Genomic DNA, 14,135 nt, shown 5'->3' on the forward strand with positions numbered 1-14,135 from the left:
GCGACTACGGTTCTCGTATGGCAGGCAGCAAGATTTCGGCACACGACTTCATCGGCGCCGTCGTCGACGACGACAGCTTCGTCTCGTGGGACACGACCCCCGTCGACGTCCGTCCCGACCCGGTGTACCGCGCCGACCTCGATCGGGCCGCGGCACGGTCCGGCGTCGACGAATCGGTGATCACCGGCCTCGGCACCGTACACGGACGCCCCATCGCGATCATCGCGTGCGAATTCGCGTTCCTGGCCGGGTCGATCGGGGTGGCGGCCTCCGAGCGGATCGCCTCGGCGATCGAACGTGCCACCGCGGAGCGGCTGCCGCTGCTCGCGTCGCCCACCTCCGGTGGCACACGCATGCAGGAGGGCACGCTCGCGTTCGTGCAGATGGTGAAGATCGCGGCGGCGGTCGCCGCGCACAAGGCCGCGCATCTCGGCTACCTGGTGTATCTGCGGAATCCGACGACCGGCGGGGTGTTCGCCTCATGGGGGTCGCTCGGGCACATCACCGCCGCCGAACCGGGTGCCCTCGTCGGTTTTCTCGGCCCGCGCGTCTATCAGGCGCTGTACCACGAGGAGTTCCCGAAGGGCGTACAGACCGCCGAGAACCTGTCCGACAAGGGGGTGATCGACGGTGTGGTGCCACTCGAGGCACTGCGCCGGCTCGTGCACCGCACGCTGCGGGTCCTGCTCGAACCGAGCAGCCCGGACGACGACGCCGCACCGGCCGTCGCCGATGTCGACGAGGTACCGGATGTGCCGGCGTGGCAGTCGGTGATTCTGTCCCGCCGACCCGAACGTCCCGGTATCCGCCAGTTGCTGCGGCACGCCGCGTCGGCGCAGGTACCGCTGTCCGGGACGGGGCAGGGCGAAACCGACAAGACGGTGTTGCTGTCGCTCGCCAGGTTCCGCGGCGTGTCGTGTGTGCTGTTCGGTCAGGACCGCAGCGGCCAGTCCGCGGCCCTGACGATGGGGCCGGGCGCCCTGCGGGAGGCACGTCGCGCGATGCGGCTCGCCGACGAACTGCGACTGCCGCTGGTGCTGGTCATCGACACCCTCGGCGCGTCACTGTCGCGGGAGGCCGAGGAGAAGGGTCTGGCACCCGAAATCGCCAGATGCATCGCCGATCTGGTGACACTGCCGACGCCGACGGTGTCGGTGCTGCTCGGCCAGGGCAGCGGCGGCGGGGCGTTGGCGCTGCTCCCGGCCGACCGTGTCCTGTGCGCGCAGAACGGCTGGCTGGCACCGCTGCCGCCGGAAGGCGCGAGCGCGATCGTGCACCGCGACACGACGCACGCACCGCAGATGGCCGCCGCACAGGGGGTGCGATCGCGGGATCTGCTGCACCACCGCATCGTCGACGGAGTGATCCCCGAATATCCGGACGCCGCAGAGGAGCCCCTGGATTTCGTGAAGCGGGTCGGCGCTGCAGTCGCCGTGGAACTCGGCGGCCTGGCACGCGAATCCGCCGAGACCCGGTATTCACGGCGGCTCGAGCGCTACCGTCGACTGGGTTTGCCCGACTGACCGTTCCGATGCAGGAGGCCTCGTGACCACCCGAATGCCGACCGTCACCGCGCTCGCCGCACTCGTGATCGCGTCGAGTGCGTGCGGAGCCGAACACGATGCGCAGGAATCCGCACCGGCGTGCACCGAACCCGGCCCGCCCGACGTCACGACACCCGACGGCTGGCTCGGCTACCTGGCGGCCCACCCGGACACCACGTCATACCTGATCGACGATGGTCGCGGCACCCGGATCGACCACGATGCCGACACCGATCGATCGCTGGCATCGGCCGTGAAGGTCGTGCACCTGGCCGCCTATGCACGGGCCGTGGCCCAAGGGACGATGGATCCGAACGAGCAGGTCGCCGTCGAGGAATGGGAACGGTGGTACCTACCCGGCACGGATGGCGGCGCGCACGAGGCCGCGGTGGCCAGGCTCGGTGGCGGCCCCACGGTCACGCTCGACGGCATCGTCTCGGCGATGATCCAGGAAAGCGACAATGCCGCACCGGACTATCTGCGAGCGCGACTCGGCGACGATGCGCTGGGCGAAGCGGCGACCGCCGGTGGCTGGACCGATTTCGAGCCGCCGACCTTGTTGGGCTCGTTCGTGATCGCCCTCGACCCGGAATCCGCGGGCAGTGATCCGTGGGAGGTCGCCCGGCGCTACGCCGACGACCCCGCGTTCCGCGACACGATCCGGGCCTCGGTCACCCCCGACAATCCGGCATTCACCGAACCTGCTCTGCTCGAACAGATCCGAACAACGGGAGGCCTCGGCTCAGCAGCCGACCTCACCGCGGTCCACCGGTCGATCTCCGACGGCTCGTTCGGCGCAGGTGCCGACATCGCACGGAACCACCTCGAATGGCAACCGGCACCGGACATCCCGGATGTAGCCGGCATCGGGTTCAAGGGTGGCGCGCTGCCCGCGGTCGTGACCGACGCCCTCACCGTCCGTTTCGACGACGGGACGATCGCGTCGGGGGTGCTTCTCGTGTCTGGCATGTCCGACGAGGATCATGCCGCCGCCTTGGCGACCTACGCGTGGCAACCGCTCATCATCGGCGCTCTCACCGACCCTGAGATCGCCGATACGCTCGCGTGCCTGCCGTGATCGGTTGCGGTGCCCTCTCACCCACCGGAGACGGCGACAGCGCCCGCGGTGATCGCGGCGATCATCCCGGCGTTGACTGCATCGACGGCGTGTCGGACCGCGGCGCCCGCCCACTCTCCTTCGGCGATCTGCTTCGCACGCGCTGTCACGGCTCGCTTGTTCGCGTCCGGGAAAAGCCTCGGGGCCACGGAAACGGCTGACAGCAGCGAGATCAGCGCCGCGATCCGCATGGACGGGGTGAGTCCGTCGACCAGGGCGGACCGAACCTCGGCATGGACACGCCGTTCGTGACTTTCGTCGATCGCAGGCCAACGGCGGGTCGGGAACACCCCGAGAATCCGTCCGCGCTCCTCGCGCACCCAGCCGCGATCGACGATGCGGCCGAGCACCACCTCCCGCGCTCCCTTCGCGAGCTTCTCGATCGCCGCAGCCGGCTTCATCGGTTTCGCCGCGGTGAGCCTGCCTGCGGCATCGGCGAGCACCGGATCGGTCGGCGCCTGCTCCGCGTGCACGACGAGTCTGCCCTTCCGGACCACGGCGCCGTCGACATCGAGCGTGACCGTTCCGGTCAGAGCGAGCTCGAGCAGAATCGCACCGGCCAGCACGCGCGGCAACCGACTGCTGTCGACGATCGGCTTGCCGGTCTCGTCGTCCAGCAGCACCAGCAGCAGGTCCTCGGCCAGTAGCGTCATGTGGTCACGCTACCGGCCGATGCCCGTTCGCTGCCCGCTCGTCGCCCGTTTCGCACCGTCCGTCGCACGGCGCCCCCGCGACACCGCCCGGTCACGCCTGCGGCGCCGCGCAGTCGCATACAGTGTTCGGCGTCACAGTGCAGTGCGGAGGAAGGACACCGATCGATGAGCTCGTACGCGGAGGCGTTCCGGCAAAGCATGGACGACCCGGAAGGGTTCTGGCTCGACGCCGCGCGCGGGGTGGATTGGGTGAATGCACCGACCCGCGCGCTCGACGGTTCCGACGCGCCCGCCTTCCGCTGGTTCCCGGACGGCACCCTCAACACCAGCGTCAACGCTCTCGACCGGCACGTGCAGGCAGGTCACGGCGACCGCACCGCACTGATCTGGGATTCGGCGATGGTGCCGGCCACCCGCACCTACACCTATGCCGAACTGCTCGACGAGGTCGCCGTGTTCGCCGGGGTACTGCGCGATCAGGGCGTCGTCGCCGGCGACCGGGTCATCGTCTACATGCCGATGATCCCGGAGGCGGCCGTCGCGATGCTCGCCTGCGCCCGCATCGGCGCCGTGCATTCGGTGGTGTTCGGCGGATTCGCGGCGAAGGAACTCGCCACCCGTATCGACGATGCCCAGCCGGTACTGCTGGTGACGGCGTCGGGCGGACTCGAACCGGGCCGCACCGTCGAATACCTCCCGATGGTCGAGCAAGCGATCGAACTGGCGCAGACACCACCGCACACCGTGATCGTCAAAGACCGTGCCACGGTTCCGGGTTCGGCCGCCGACTACAAGGGGTCGTCGGCGTCGTGGTTCGACTGGGACGACCTGACCTCCGACGCGACACCGGCGGACCCGGTCACGGTCGCGGCTACCGATCCGCTGTACATCCTGTACACGTCGGGCACCACCGGGAAGCCGAAGGGTGTGGTGCGCGACAACGGCGGTCACGCGGTCGCGTTGACCTGGTCGATGCGCAACATCTACGACATTTCCGCCGGTGACGTGTGGTGGACCGCCTCGGATGTCGGCTGGGTCGTCGGCCACTCGTACATCGTGTACGGGCCGCTGCTTGCGGGTGCGACGACGGTGATGTATGAGGGCAAGCCGGTGGGCACCCCCGATGCGGGGGCGTTCTGGCGGATCATCTCCGAATACGGTGTGCGCGCGTTGTTCACCGCACCGACCGCGATCCGCGCGGTCCGCAAAGCCGATCCCGACGCCGAGGAACTGAAGAAGTACGACATCTCGTCGCTCCGAACACTGTTCGCGGCGGGTGAGCGACTCGACCCGGACACGTACGCGTGGGCGACCGAGATCCTGGACCGCCCGGTCGTCGACCACTGGTGGCAAACCGAAACCGGCTGGGCGATCGCGGCGAATCTGCGTGGCCTCGAACCGATGCCACTCAAGGCGGGCTCCCCAACCGTCCGGGTTCCGGGGTACCGCGTCGACATCGTCGACGGCGAAGGCACACCCGTCGAGGCGGGTACCGAAGGCAACATCGTCATCGCCCTGCCGTTGCCGCCCGGCACGTTGACCGGGTTGTGGCGCGACGAGGACCGATACCGGCGTTCCTATCTGGACACCTTCCCCGGCTATTACCTCACCGGTGATTCCGGCTACATCGACGAGGACGGCTACGTGTTCGTTCTCGGTCGCTCCGATGATGTCATCAACGTTGCCGGGCACCGCCTTTCGACGGGAAGCATGGAGGCGGTCGTGGCGTCGCACCCCGCGGTCGCCGAATGCGCGGTGATCGGGATCCGCGACGAACTCAAAGGGCAGCGGCCGAGCGGCTACGTCGTCCTCAAGGCCGGTGCCACCATCGACGCGGAGACATTGCGCACGGAACTGGTCGGCATGGTCCGCGACCAGATCGGTGCCGTGGCGACGTTCCGGGATGTGACGGTCGTGCAGGCGTTGCCGAAGACCCGGTCCGGCAAGATCCTACGAAAGACGATGCGGCAGATCGCCGATCACGAGCAGTACACGGTGCCGTCGACCATCGAGGACCCGGCTGTGCTCGAGGCCCTGGAACAGCAACTCGGCGGCTGAGCAACAAAACGCGGTTCAGTGGCACCGGTTTCAGCGTCGCCGGCGGCGCCGACGGATCACGAGTAGCACTCCCAGCACCACGGCCACACCCGCGACCGCGGCAATGATGTCGGGGCGGTCGCGCAGTTCGTCCACGCGGTGCTCCGCGGCGGTTCGCACCCGAGTGGGAACGTCGAGGCGGTCGGTGAGTTCACCGACCGTCGCGGCGAGTTCGGTGCGTTGCCGTGTGAGGTCGGACTCGGTCATCGTGTTGCTCCTTTCGCGGCGGCGAGGTCTGCGCGCACGCTGTCGACGGTGTGAGCCGGGACGGGTGGGGCGGCATTCCGCGCTCGGCCGGCACCGACCGCCGCGAGGATACCGCCGAGCACGAGTACGGCGGCTGCGACGATCAACGCGGCCAGCCACGGTTCGAGCGCCGTCGCCAACCCCAGCACTCCGGCGGCGATGAGGGTCGCGAGCCCGAGATACATCAACAGTGCTCCGGCGCCGGAAACCCCCACGCCGATACCGATGCGCGTGCCTTTCGTCTTCACCTCGTCGAGGCCACGAGTGATCTCCGTGCGTACCAGAGTGGAGACCTGTGTGGTGAGCCGGTCGACGAGATCCACGGTCGACAGGTCTGCGGGTTGCTCCGCCACGGAGCGGTCATATGGGTTCGTCATCATGTCGGTCCTTCCGTGTTGTCGTCGGTGCCGGTGCGCAGCCGCCGACCGTGGTCGACGAGTTCCCGCAGTTTCGCGTCGTTCTTGTCGCTCACCCGGGTGTCCCGTTCGGGTAGTTGCAGCGTCTCCTCTGCCTCGATTCCCGCCTGCAGTTGGCGGCCGCGTTCGAGTTCCGCGTCGAACTCGGCCCCGAACAGTAGCGCCAGGTTCGTGATCCACAGCCAGAGAAGGAAGATCACCGCGCCTGCGAGCGAGCCGTACGTGCGCTCGTAGCTGCCGAAATTGGAGACGTAGAAGGCGAGGATCAGCGACGCGACGATCCAGGTGCCGATCGCGATGAACGAACCCATGCTCAGCCACCGGAACTTCGGTTGCTCCACATTGGGTGTCACGTAGTAGAGCACCGCGACGATCGCTACGACGAGAACGAGCATCACCGGCCATTTCGCGATGTTCCAGACGGTGACCGCGGTGTCGCCGAGTCCGACGGCATCGCCGAGCGCGCGGGCAATCGGACCGCTGATCACCAGCATCGTGGCGGTCGCACCCGCCGCGACGAGCGCCAGCGCGGTGACGAGGAGCATGAGCGGCCGCAGTTTCCACACCGGCCGTCCCTCGTCGATCTCGTAGATGCGGTTCATTGCGCGTCCGAATGCGCCGACGTAGCCGGAAGCGGTCCACAGTGCGCCGAGCACACCGACGATCAGTGCGAATCCCGCGGCCGGGGCGTTCACGAGTTGCTCGATCGGGCCGCGCAGGGTGTCCACCGCCGACGACGGCCCCAGGTCGTCGACCATCTGCAGAATCCCGTCGACCGTGGATTGCCCTTGGCCGACCACGCCGAGCAGCGACACCACCACGAGCAGGGCGGGAAACAGCGACAGCACGGCGTAGTAGGTCAATGCGGCGGCCAGATCGGTGCATTGGTCGTGACCGAATTCCCTGACGGTCCTGCGGATCACGTACTTCCACGATGTTTTCGCCAAGTCCGTTGGCTTGTCCGGTTTACGCGGATCGTCGGCGGCAACCGCCTCGTCGTCGGACGCATCGCCGTCACCGGTGCGCCCCGAACCATGATCGACCGTCATGAATGCTCGAGTACCCACCGTCGGCGTCGGGTAACCCCGCGCGGCCGGAACCACCACTGCAGGCCGATGCGGCGTACGATGCGGTCGTGTCCGATGTCATCAGCGGATCGAGCGACGGGTTCTCGTCCGTAGCGAACCAACTCGACTATCCGATGTTCCTGGTGACCACCCGTGCCGTCAACGAACGCAGCGGGTGCCTGGTCGGTTTCGCCACGCAAGTGGGGATCGACCCGCCACGGTTCCTGGTCGGGCTTTCCGACAAGAACCGCACGTTCCGGGTTGCCGCCGCGGCCGATCACCTCGCCGTGCACCTCCTCGACCGGACGCATCTGCCGCTGGCCACGCTGTTCGGCGCCCACACCGGCGACGACGTGGACAAATTCGCACAGTGCCGTTGGAGTGACGGTCCCCACGGGTTGCCCATCCTCGACGATGCCGCGGCGTGGTTCACCGGCGCGATCCTCGGCCGAACCGATTTCGGCGATCATGTCGGCTTCCTGCTCGCCCCCGATCTCGGTGAACTCCGCGGCGACCTCACCGACCTCGTCACCTTCCGCGACGTACGTGGCATCGAGCCCGGGCACCCTGCCTGACACGGGCTCCCCGGACATCCGCTCGGTGGCCGGTCGTTCTCCTGTCCGATCGTCACAGCGGTTGACTGGGCACCGAGCGGCTGCGGCGGAGTGCTCGCTCGAACCGCGCGACGACACCGCTCAGATCGACGACGTCCCCGCGGTCGAAGGTTCCCGTGTGCACATGCCGTGTCGTCGACCGCTGCCCACCGCTCCCGCGCCCGTTGGTGGTATGTACCCGTGCGAGATCGGTCCGCCATACGTCGAGCCCGTGCAGTACGGCAGCGGAAATGTGACTGATCGCCGCCGATGGCCCGAGTTTCACCGCTGCGGCCCGGGCATGGATCGCGTGCCGGTCGACGTCGTCGAGGTGACGTGTTCCCTCACCGCCAAGATGCACACCGGGCGTGAGCCGTGTGAAGTCACCACGTCGCACCGCGCGCCGCAGTTCGGCATCGGTGCGGCCGGCAGCGAGGGCGGCGCGTCGGAACAGCGGTTCTGGCATGACGATCAGCGTGCCGCACAGCGACCGCCTCACCGTCCGGACAGCGGTCGTCCGCGCAGATCTGTGGATGAACGAGCCGCCTGTGGAATTCGTATCCGCTCGATCGCCGGTCGTGCGCCCGTCCGATCGTCATAGCGGATGGCTGGGCACCGAGCGGATCCCCGTGGTGTGATCGGATGATGCGCCGCCTCGACGACCCGACCGACCCCACCCGCGAACTCGACGACGTCGACCTGCGCGCCCTGTATTCGTATCCGCCGGACCTGGCTGCGCCGTGGATCCGCGTCAACTTCGTCTCGTCCCTCGACGGTGCCGTCGCGATCGACGGCCGGTCCGGTGGTCTCGGCACTCCCGCCGACAAGAAGATCTTCGGGCTGCTGCGTGAACTCGCCGAGGTGATCGTCGTCGGCGCGGGCACCGCCCGCAGCGAGAACTACGGGGGCGCGCGCACGAGTCCGGCTCTGCGCGAACGTCGTGCGGCGACCGGACTACCCGAGATCGCACCGATCGTGGTGGTCACCGCGACCGGCGACCTCGATCCCGGGATGCGCCTGTTCACCGACACGGTCGTGCCACCGGTGGTGTTCACGAGTGCCCGGGTGCCGGACGCGAAGCGTCGCGCGTTGACCGATGCGGGCGCGGATGTGCGGGTCGTCGCCGAGCACGACATCGACGGCGCCACGCTCGTCGCGGCGCTCACCGACACGGGATGGCGCCGGGTGTTGTGCGAGGGCGGCCCGAGGTTGTTCGGCACCCTGATCGCCGACGAGTCGGTCGACGAACTGTGCCTGACGTTCGCTCCGATGATCGCGGCCGGCACGGCGGGCCGGATCGCGACCGCCCCGGTATCGGTGCCGACACCGATGCGGCGTGAGCACCTCCTGGCCGACGACGACGGAACCCTGCTGGGCCGCTGGGTTCGGTCCGGCGACAGGAAAGGAGACAGGCATGGGTGACGTCGCCGACGGCACGCGCAGGTCCGGCGAACTGGTCGAGCGCCTCGCCGATCTCACGACCGGACGTGGCTACACGGTCGCATGTGCGGAGTCGTTGACGTCCGGGTCGATCGCGGCGCGACTCGGTGCCGGACCGAACAGTTCGGCGTGGTTCCGCGGCGGCATCGTCGCCTACGCACGGTCCGTCAAACACGGACTGCTGGAGGTGCCCGACGGTCCGGTGGTGTGCGAGGCGGCGGCGCGTGCGATGGCCGACACCACCGCGCGACTGCTGGACGCCGATCTGGTCGTCGCGGTGACCGGGGTCGGCGGTCCCGATCCTCAGGACGGTCGGCCGCCGGGCACGGTGTGTTTCGCGACGACCGGCACGGGCGACACCCGCTACGAGGAGCATCACTTCGACGGCGATCCGGAGGATGTGCTGGCACAGACGGTGCGGCGCGCCCTGGAGTTGCTGGTCGAGCGGGCGTCCGCCTGATCCGGCGATCCGTCAGAACACGTCGGACGAGACGTCGAGTGTCGTGCGGTCGAGGCTGTCCAGCAGGTCGAATTGCGGCCCGGTCTTCGGTAATTCGAAGCGAAAGAAATACTGCGCGGCCGCACGCTTGCCGTCGAAGAAGTCGCCCTCGCGGTCGCCGACGGTGAGGAGTTGCTCGAGCCAGATCCAGGCGACCACCACGTGCCCGACCGCCTCGAGATATATCGACGAATTCGCCAGCGCCAGTTCGGGATTACGGTCGGCCCACAACTTTCCGGTGGTCGCGCCCACCCGTACCACGGCCGCCTCGAGCTGCTGTGCGTAGTCGGCCGTGCCGCCGACAGCGTGTGCCTTCGCGATGGTCGCGGCAATGGTCTCGCCGAACAGCGCCAACCCGGCACCGCCCTTCATGATCACTTTGCGGCCGAGCAGATCCAGGCCCTGAATGCCGTGGGTTCCCTCGTGGATCGGGTTGAGCCGGTTGTCGCGGTAGAGTTGCTCGACATCGAATTCGCGGGTATAGCCGTACCCTCCGTGCACCTGCACGGCGAGACTGTTCGCCTCGAGGCACCACTGCGACGGCCAGGACTTCGCGATCGGGGTGAGTACGTCGAGCAGCAAGCCTGCGCGGTCGCGGGCATCGGCGTCGGCGGCGGTGCGCTGCTCGTCGACCAGCTTCGAGCAGTACAACCCCAGCGCGAGCGCCCCCTCGACATATGCCTTCTGCGCCAGCAACATTCGACGGACATCGGCGTGTTCGATCAGCGGAACCTGCGACGACGACGGATCCTTGTCCGCGAGGGGCCGGCCCTGGGTGCGGGTCCGCGCGTACTCGACCGACTGCAGGTAGCCGGCGTACCCGAGGGAGGTGGCGAGGAACCCGACGCCGATTCGCGCCTCGTTCATCAGCAGGAACATGTACGACAGGCCCTTGTTCGCCTCGCCGAGCAGGTACCCGACCGCGCCGTCGCGCCCGCCCGGGGTGAACGTCCCGTCACCGAAGTTCAGCAGCGCATTGGTGGTACCCCGGTTGCCCATCTTGTGATTCAGACCCACCAGGGCGACATCATTGCGGTCGCCGAGCGTGCCGTCGGTGTTCACCAGAATCTTCGGGACGATGAACAGCGAGATGCCCTTCACGCCCGTGGGGCCGCCGGGGATCTTGGCCAGCACCAGGTGAACGATGTTCTCGGTGAGTTCGTGGTCGCCACCGGAAATCCACATCTTGGTGCCGGTGAGCCGATAGCTGCCGTCACCCTGCGGGATCGCCTTGGTGGTGATGTCCGCGAGTGACGAACCTGCCTGCGGTTCGGACAGGCACATGGTGCCGAAGAAGCGGCCCTCGAGCAGCGCGGGCACATACGTCGCGACTTGGTCGGCGGTGCCGTGAGTGGCGATGACATTGGCGTTGCCGACGGTGAGGAACGGGTACGACGAGGTGGCGGCGTTCGCGGCCTGGAACCAGGCCATCGCGGCGCGCAGCACCGACACCGGTAGTTGCATACCACCGAGTGCCTCGTCGAAGCTGGCGGAGATCAGCCCGGCCTTCGAGAACTGGTCGAGCGCCTCCTTGACCTCCGGGATGATCTCGACCCGGCCGTCCTCGCCGATGCGCGGTTCGGTCGCGTCGGACTTCTTGTTGTGGGTGGCGAAGTACTTGGCCGCGAGGTCGGCGCTGAGGTCGAGGATGCCGTCGAATGTTTCGCGGGAATGCTCGGCGAAATACGGCCGGTCGGTCAGCGACACGACGTCGAGCCAGTCGTACAGCAGGAAGTCGAGGTCGCGCCTGGAGAGGACGGGGACGGGCATGAGCTTCCTTTCGAGACGACTAAGCGCTTACTTAGTAGAGCAACGGCGGTGCATGATGTCAACGAACCCCCGATCGACGAGGACGCACCGTGACCGACATTCCCACTGCAATCCCCACCGCCGCGGCGGCCGACCCGGTTCCTGCCCTGACCGGAGTCACGTCCGACGTCGCCCGTCGTCTCGTGCTCTCGGCCGTGGACTCGTTCGCCCGCCGTGGCTATCACGCCACCACCACCCGCGACATCTCCGTCGGGGCCGGTCTCAGCCCCGCCGCACTGTACGTGCACTTCGCCTCGAAGGAGCAGGTGCTGTTCGAAGCGAGCCTGCTCGGCCACCGGTTCGTCCTCGACACGATCACCGACGCCGCCGACAGCGCGACCGCACCTGCCGACCGGATCAGCGCGATCGTCGACCGGTTCGTGCGGATCCACGCCGTGCACCACACCATGTGCCGCGTCGCGCAATACGAACTGCATGCGCTGACCGGCGAACACCATCGGGTGGTCGCCGAGATCCGCCGTGCCACCGACACGCTGATCCGCACCGAAATCCAGCGCGGTGTCGACGCCGGCGTCTTCACCGTCGCCGACGTCCCGACCGCCGCGCTGGCAATCCTGTCGCTCGGCATCGACGTGGCCCGCTGGTATCAACCCGGACGCATCGACGTCGATGCGCTCGCCGGCAACTACATCGCTCTCGTGCTGTCCATGCTCGGCACGGTCCCAGCCCCTGGCACAGTTCAGTCATGACCACACCCGCTTCCGTGCTTGTCGTCGACGACGACGACGACGTCCTCGCGTCACTGCGTCGCGGTCTGCGTCTGTCCGGCTTCACCGTCCTCACCGCAACCGACGGCCGCGCCGCACTCGAGGTCGTCGAACGGCACCGGCCCGACGCCGTGGTCCTCGACATGAACATGCCGGTGCTGGACGGCACCGGGGTGGTCACCGCGTTGCGTGCCGCCGGCGACGACATTCCGATCTGTGTGCTCAGCGCCCGCAGCGCCGTCGACGACCGCATCGCCGGACTCGAGTCCGGTGCCGACGACTACCTCACGAAACCGTTCGTGCTCGCCGAACTGGTTGCGCGGATCAACGCCTTGCTGCGGCGCCGTCCCACCGGGACGTCCACGGCAACCGTGCGCGTCGGCGATCTCGTCCTCGACCCGGCCGGTCGCCGTGTCCATCTCGGCGGCGTCGTGGTGGCCCTGACCAAACGTGAATTCGAACTGCTCGACGTTCTGGCGCGCAACGCCGGAATCGTCTTGGCGCGCGAGCGACTGCTGGCGCTGGTGTGGGGCTACGACTTCGACGCCGACACCAACGTCGTCGACGTGTTCGTCGGATATCTGCGCCGTAAACTCGAGGCGGGCGGTGCGCCCCGCCTCGTGCACACCGTGCGCGGTGTCGGATTCGTGTTGCGGGAACCCTGATGAACCAGCGTTTTTCGCTTCGCACCCGCGTTGCGGCAGCGACGGCGTTGGGCACAACCATCGTCGTCGGAATCCTCGGGATGCTCGTCGCATTCGAGATCTCCCGCAACAATCTCGCCCAGCTCGACCGCCGACTCGACACCGCCGCACAGGTTCTCGTCCCCAACGCGGCGACCGCCGGCCTGTTCCTTCCCGCGCTCGGCGACGCCGGGGCGTTCGCCGTCACGATCCGCGCCGACACCGACGGCGGCATCCGCACCAGTACCCCCACGCAACTTCCCGAACTCGACGTCGGCGCCCATACCGTCACGGTCGGCGGCATCCGATACCGCGCTGTCACCGCGCCGGTCGAGGCGACCCGCGCACGCATGTCGGTCGCCGTTCCCTATGCCGAGGCCCAGGACATCACCTCCACTCAGCATCGGCAACTGGCCGTCGCCGGACTGTGCGCGATCGCGATCGCCACCGGACTCGGCTGGGTGTTCGGCGGCCGTGCGGTACGACCACTGATCGACCTCACCGGCCGGATCGCCGCGCGCGACCCGGATCTCGCACCCCGCCGGTCAGGTGTCCACGAGGCCGACGAACTCGCGGTCGCCGCCGGGTCGATGCTCGCCGACGTCGCACACGCCCAGGCGACGACCGATGCGGCGCTCGCGACGGCGCGGGACTTCGCCGCGGCTGCGGCCCACGAACTGCGGACACCCTTGACGGCGATGCGGACGGATCTCGAAGTGCTCTCGACCCATGAACTCACGGCTGCCGACCGTGCCGAGATTCTCGGTGACCTCACCCGCACTCAGGGACGGGTGGAATCGACGCTCGACGACCTCGAACGTCTCGCCCGCGGCGACCTGTCGAGCGCCGCCGATTTCGTCGACACCGACCCGGTCGAGATCTGTGATGCGGCAGCCGCCGATGCGCGCCGCCACTATCCGGACCTGACGGTGGAGGTCGCCGGGGAACCCGGCCGCCCGGTGCGTGCACTGCCCGCCGGTGTGCGGCTCATCGTCGAGAACGCGATCGCGAATGCGGTCCGGCACGGCGGTGCGCGCGTCGTCCGGTTGACGGTCGCGGCCGTGGGAGCGGACACGGTGCTCACGATCGACGACGACGGCAGCGGGGTGTCCGATGCCGAGAGGGACGTCGTTTTCGAACGCTTCCGGCGCGGCACGGGTGCGTCGCGGACCGGTTCGGGCTTGGGGCTCGCACTCGTCGCGCAGCAGGCGGCGCTGCACGGCGGCACGGCGCGCCTGGAGGA

The 14,135-nt window shown here is 68.3% G+C and carries 15 protein-coding genes; 9 read left to right on the forward strand and 6 right to left on the reverse strand.

Features of this window, described 5'->3' with window-relative positions; genetic code table 11:
* Positions 1 to 17: 17 nt before the first annotated feature.
* Both WAX14_RS09920 and WAX14_RS09925 read left to right on the forward strand, forming a co-directional pair.
* Positions 18 to 1,523 carry a carboxyl transferase domain-containing protein gene (locus WAX14_RS09920; RefSeq protein ID WP_422627924.1) on the forward strand — a complete coding sequence of 502 codons (1,506 nt, stop codon included), beginning with the start codon at positions 18 to 20 and terminating at the stop codon, positions 1,521 to 1,523.
* Between the two features lie 22 nt (positions 1,524 to 1,545).
* On the forward strand, positions 1,546 to 2,622 hold the full coding sequence (locus WAX14_RS09925) for a serine hydrolase (RefSeq protein WP_422627912.1): 1,077 nt from the start codon (positions 1,546 to 1,548) through the stop codon (positions 2,620 to 2,622).
* A 17-nt stretch (positions 2,623 to 2,639) separates the two neighbouring features.
* Here the strand turns inward: WAX14_RS09925 and WAX14_RS09930 are convergent, their stop codons facing one another.
* Positions 2,640 to 3,314 carry a GOLPH3/VPS74 family protein gene (locus WAX14_RS09930; RefSeq protein ID WP_422627913.1) on the reverse strand — a complete coding sequence of 225 codons (675 nt, stop codon included), beginning with the start codon at positions 3,312 to 3,314 and terminating at the stop codon, positions 2,640 to 2,642.
* Positions 3,315 to 3,431: 117 nt separating this feature from the next.
* On the opposite strand from WAX14_RS09930, the gene WAX14_RS09935 reads away from it, so the two are divergent.
* Positions 3,432 to 5,372, forward strand: a complete 1,941-nt coding sequence (locus WAX14_RS09935; RefSeq protein WP_422627925.1) for a propionyl-CoA synthetase — start codon at positions 3,432 to 3,434, stop codon at positions 5,370 to 5,372.
* A gap of 30 nt (positions 5,373 to 5,402) precedes the next feature.
* Here the strand turns inward: WAX14_RS09935 and WAX14_RS09940 are convergent, their stop codons facing one another.
* From WAX14_RS09940 to WAX14_RS09950, 3 genes are read right to left on the reverse strand one after another with little or no spacing between them, the layout of a single operon-like run.
* Positions 5,403 to 5,618 carry a DUF3618 domain-containing protein gene (locus WAX14_RS09940; RefSeq protein WP_422627914.1) on the reverse strand — a complete coding sequence of 72 codons (216 nt, stop codon included), beginning with the start codon at positions 5,616 to 5,618 and terminating at the stop codon, positions 5,403 to 5,405.
* Positions 5,615 to 6,034, reverse strand: a complete 420-nt coding sequence (locus tag WAX14_RS09945; RefSeq protein ID WP_422627915.1) for a phage holin family protein — start codon at positions 6,032 to 6,034, stop codon at positions 5,615 to 5,617. The genes WAX14_RS09940 and WAX14_RS09945 overlap by 4 nt, the downstream gene beginning before the upstream one ends.
* Complete coding sequence (locus WAX14_RS09950) at positions 6,034 to 7,122, reverse strand: YihY/virulence factor BrkB family protein (protein WP_422627916.1); 1,089 nt, start codon at positions 7,120 to 7,122, stop codon at positions 6,034 to 6,036. The genes WAX14_RS09945 and WAX14_RS09950 overlap by 1 nt, the downstream gene beginning before the upstream one ends.
* A 152-nt stretch (positions 7,123 to 7,274) precedes the next feature.
* Here WAX14_RS09950 and WAX14_RS09955 point away from each other — a divergent pair, with 152 nt between their 5' ends.
* Positions 7,275 to 7,715 (forward strand): flavin reductase family protein, encoded by a 441-nt coding sequence (locus WAX14_RS09955; RefSeq protein ID WP_422627926.1) that lies wholly within the window; start codon positions 7,275 to 7,277, stop codon positions 7,713 to 7,715.
* Between the two features lie 52 nt (positions 7,716 to 7,767).
* Here the strand turns inward: WAX14_RS09955 and WAX14_RS09960 are convergent, their stop codons facing one another.
* Complete coding sequence (locus tag WAX14_RS09960) at positions 7,768 to 8,199, reverse strand: hypothetical protein (RefSeq protein ID WP_422627917.1); 432 nt, start codon at positions 8,197 to 8,199, stop codon at positions 7,768 to 7,770.
* Positions 8,200 to 8,378: 179 nt separating this feature from the next.
* Here WAX14_RS09960 and WAX14_RS09965 point away from each other — a divergent pair, with 179 nt between their 5' ends.
* Both WAX14_RS09965 and WAX14_RS09970 read left to right on the forward strand, forming a co-directional pair.
* Entirely contained in the window at positions 8,379 to 9,155 is a 777-nt protein-coding gene (locus WAX14_RS09965; RefSeq protein WP_422627927.1) for a pyrimidine reductase family protein, read from the forward strand.
* Entirely contained in the window at positions 9,148 to 9,633 is a 486-nt protein-coding gene (locus WAX14_RS09970; RefSeq protein ID WP_422627918.1) for a CinA family protein, read from the forward strand. Before WAX14_RS09965 ends, WAX14_RS09970 begins: the two co-directional genes overlap by 8 nt.
* A 12-nt stretch (positions 9,634 to 9,645) precedes the next feature.
* On the opposite strand, the gene WAX14_RS09975 is transcribed toward WAX14_RS09970, so the two are convergent.
* On the reverse strand, positions 9,646 to 11,442 hold the full coding sequence (locus WAX14_RS09975; protein ID WP_422627919.1) for an acyl-CoA dehydrogenase: 1,797 nt from the start codon (positions 11,440 to 11,442) through the stop codon (positions 9,646 to 9,648).
* A gap of 89 nt (positions 11,443 to 11,531) precedes the next feature.
* Here WAX14_RS09975 and WAX14_RS09980 point away from each other — a divergent pair, with 89 nt between their 5' ends.
* From WAX14_RS09980 to WAX14_RS09990, 3 genes are all read left to right on the forward strand, one after another.
* Entirely contained in the window at positions 11,532 to 12,191 is a 660-nt protein-coding gene (locus tag WAX14_RS09980; RefSeq protein WP_422627920.1) for a TetR/AcrR family transcriptional regulator, read from the forward strand.
* The gene (locus WAX14_RS09985) at positions 12,188 to 12,874 is read left to right on the forward strand and encodes a response regulator transcription factor (RefSeq protein WP_422627921.1); all 687 of its coding nucleotides are present in this window, start codon (positions 12,188 to 12,190) and stop codon (positions 12,872 to 12,874) included. The genes WAX14_RS09980 and WAX14_RS09985 overlap by 4 nt, the downstream gene beginning before the upstream one ends.
* Positions 12,874 to 14,135, forward strand: a 1,262-nt coding sequence (locus tag WAX14_RS09990) for a sensor histidine kinase (protein ID WP_422627922.1), incomplete at its 3' end; no start/stop codon positions are given. The genes WAX14_RS09985 and WAX14_RS09990, both read left to right, overlap by 1 nt.

It is taken from the genome of Rhodococcus sp. (in: high G+C Gram-positive bacteria) (assembly GCF_049299235.1).
Lineage (GTDB): Bacteria > Actinomycetota > Actinomycetes > Mycobacteriales > Mycobacteriaceae > Rhodococcus.

Excerpts from the sequence above, each read along its gene's own strand:
- WAX14_RS09985 (WP_422627921.1), top strand. The coding sequence starts at position 12,188 with ATGACCACACCCGCTTCCGTGCTTGTCGTCGACGACGACGACGACGTC.
- WAX14_RS09975 (WP_422627919.1), bottom strand. The coding sequence starts at position 11,442 with ATGCCCGTCCCCGTCCTCTCCAGGCGCGACCTCGACTTCCTGCTGTAC.
- WAX14_RS09960 (WP_422627917.1), bottom strand. The coding sequence starts at position 8,199 with ATGCCAGAACCGCTGTTCCGACGCGCCGCCCTCGCTGCCGGCCGCACC.
- WAX14_RS09920 (WP_422627924.1), top strand. The coding sequence starts at position 18 with ATGGCAGGCAGCAAGATTTCGGCACACGACTTCATCGGCGCCGTCGTC.
- WAX14_RS09955 (WP_422627926.1), top strand. The coding sequence starts at position 7,275 with ATGTTCCTGGTGACCACCCGTGCCGTCAACGAACGCAGCGGGTGCCTG.
- WAX14_RS09970 (WP_422627918.1), top strand. The coding sequence starts at position 9,148 with ATGGGTGACGTCGCCGACGGCACGCGCAGGTCCGGCGAACTGGTCGAG.
- WAX14_RS09950 (WP_422627916.1), bottom strand. The coding sequence starts at position 7,122 with ATGACGGTCGATCATGGTTCGGGGCGCACCGGTGACGGCGATGCGTCC.
- WAX14_RS09940 (WP_422627914.1), bottom strand. The coding sequence starts at position 5,618 with ATGACCGAGTCCGACCTCACACGGCAACGCACCGAACTCGCCGCGACG.
- WAX14_RS09965 (WP_422627927.1), top strand. The coding sequence starts at position 8,379 with ATGCGCCGCCTCGACGACCCGACCGACCCCACCCGCGAACTCGACGAC.
- WAX14_RS09930 (WP_422627913.1), bottom strand. The coding sequence starts at position 3,314 with ATGACGCTACTGGCCGAGGACCTGCTGCTGGTGCTGCTGGACGACGAG.
- WAX14_RS09945 (WP_422627915.1), bottom strand. The coding sequence starts at position 6,034 with ATGACGAACCCATATGACCGCTCCGTGGCGGAGCAACCCGCAGACCTG.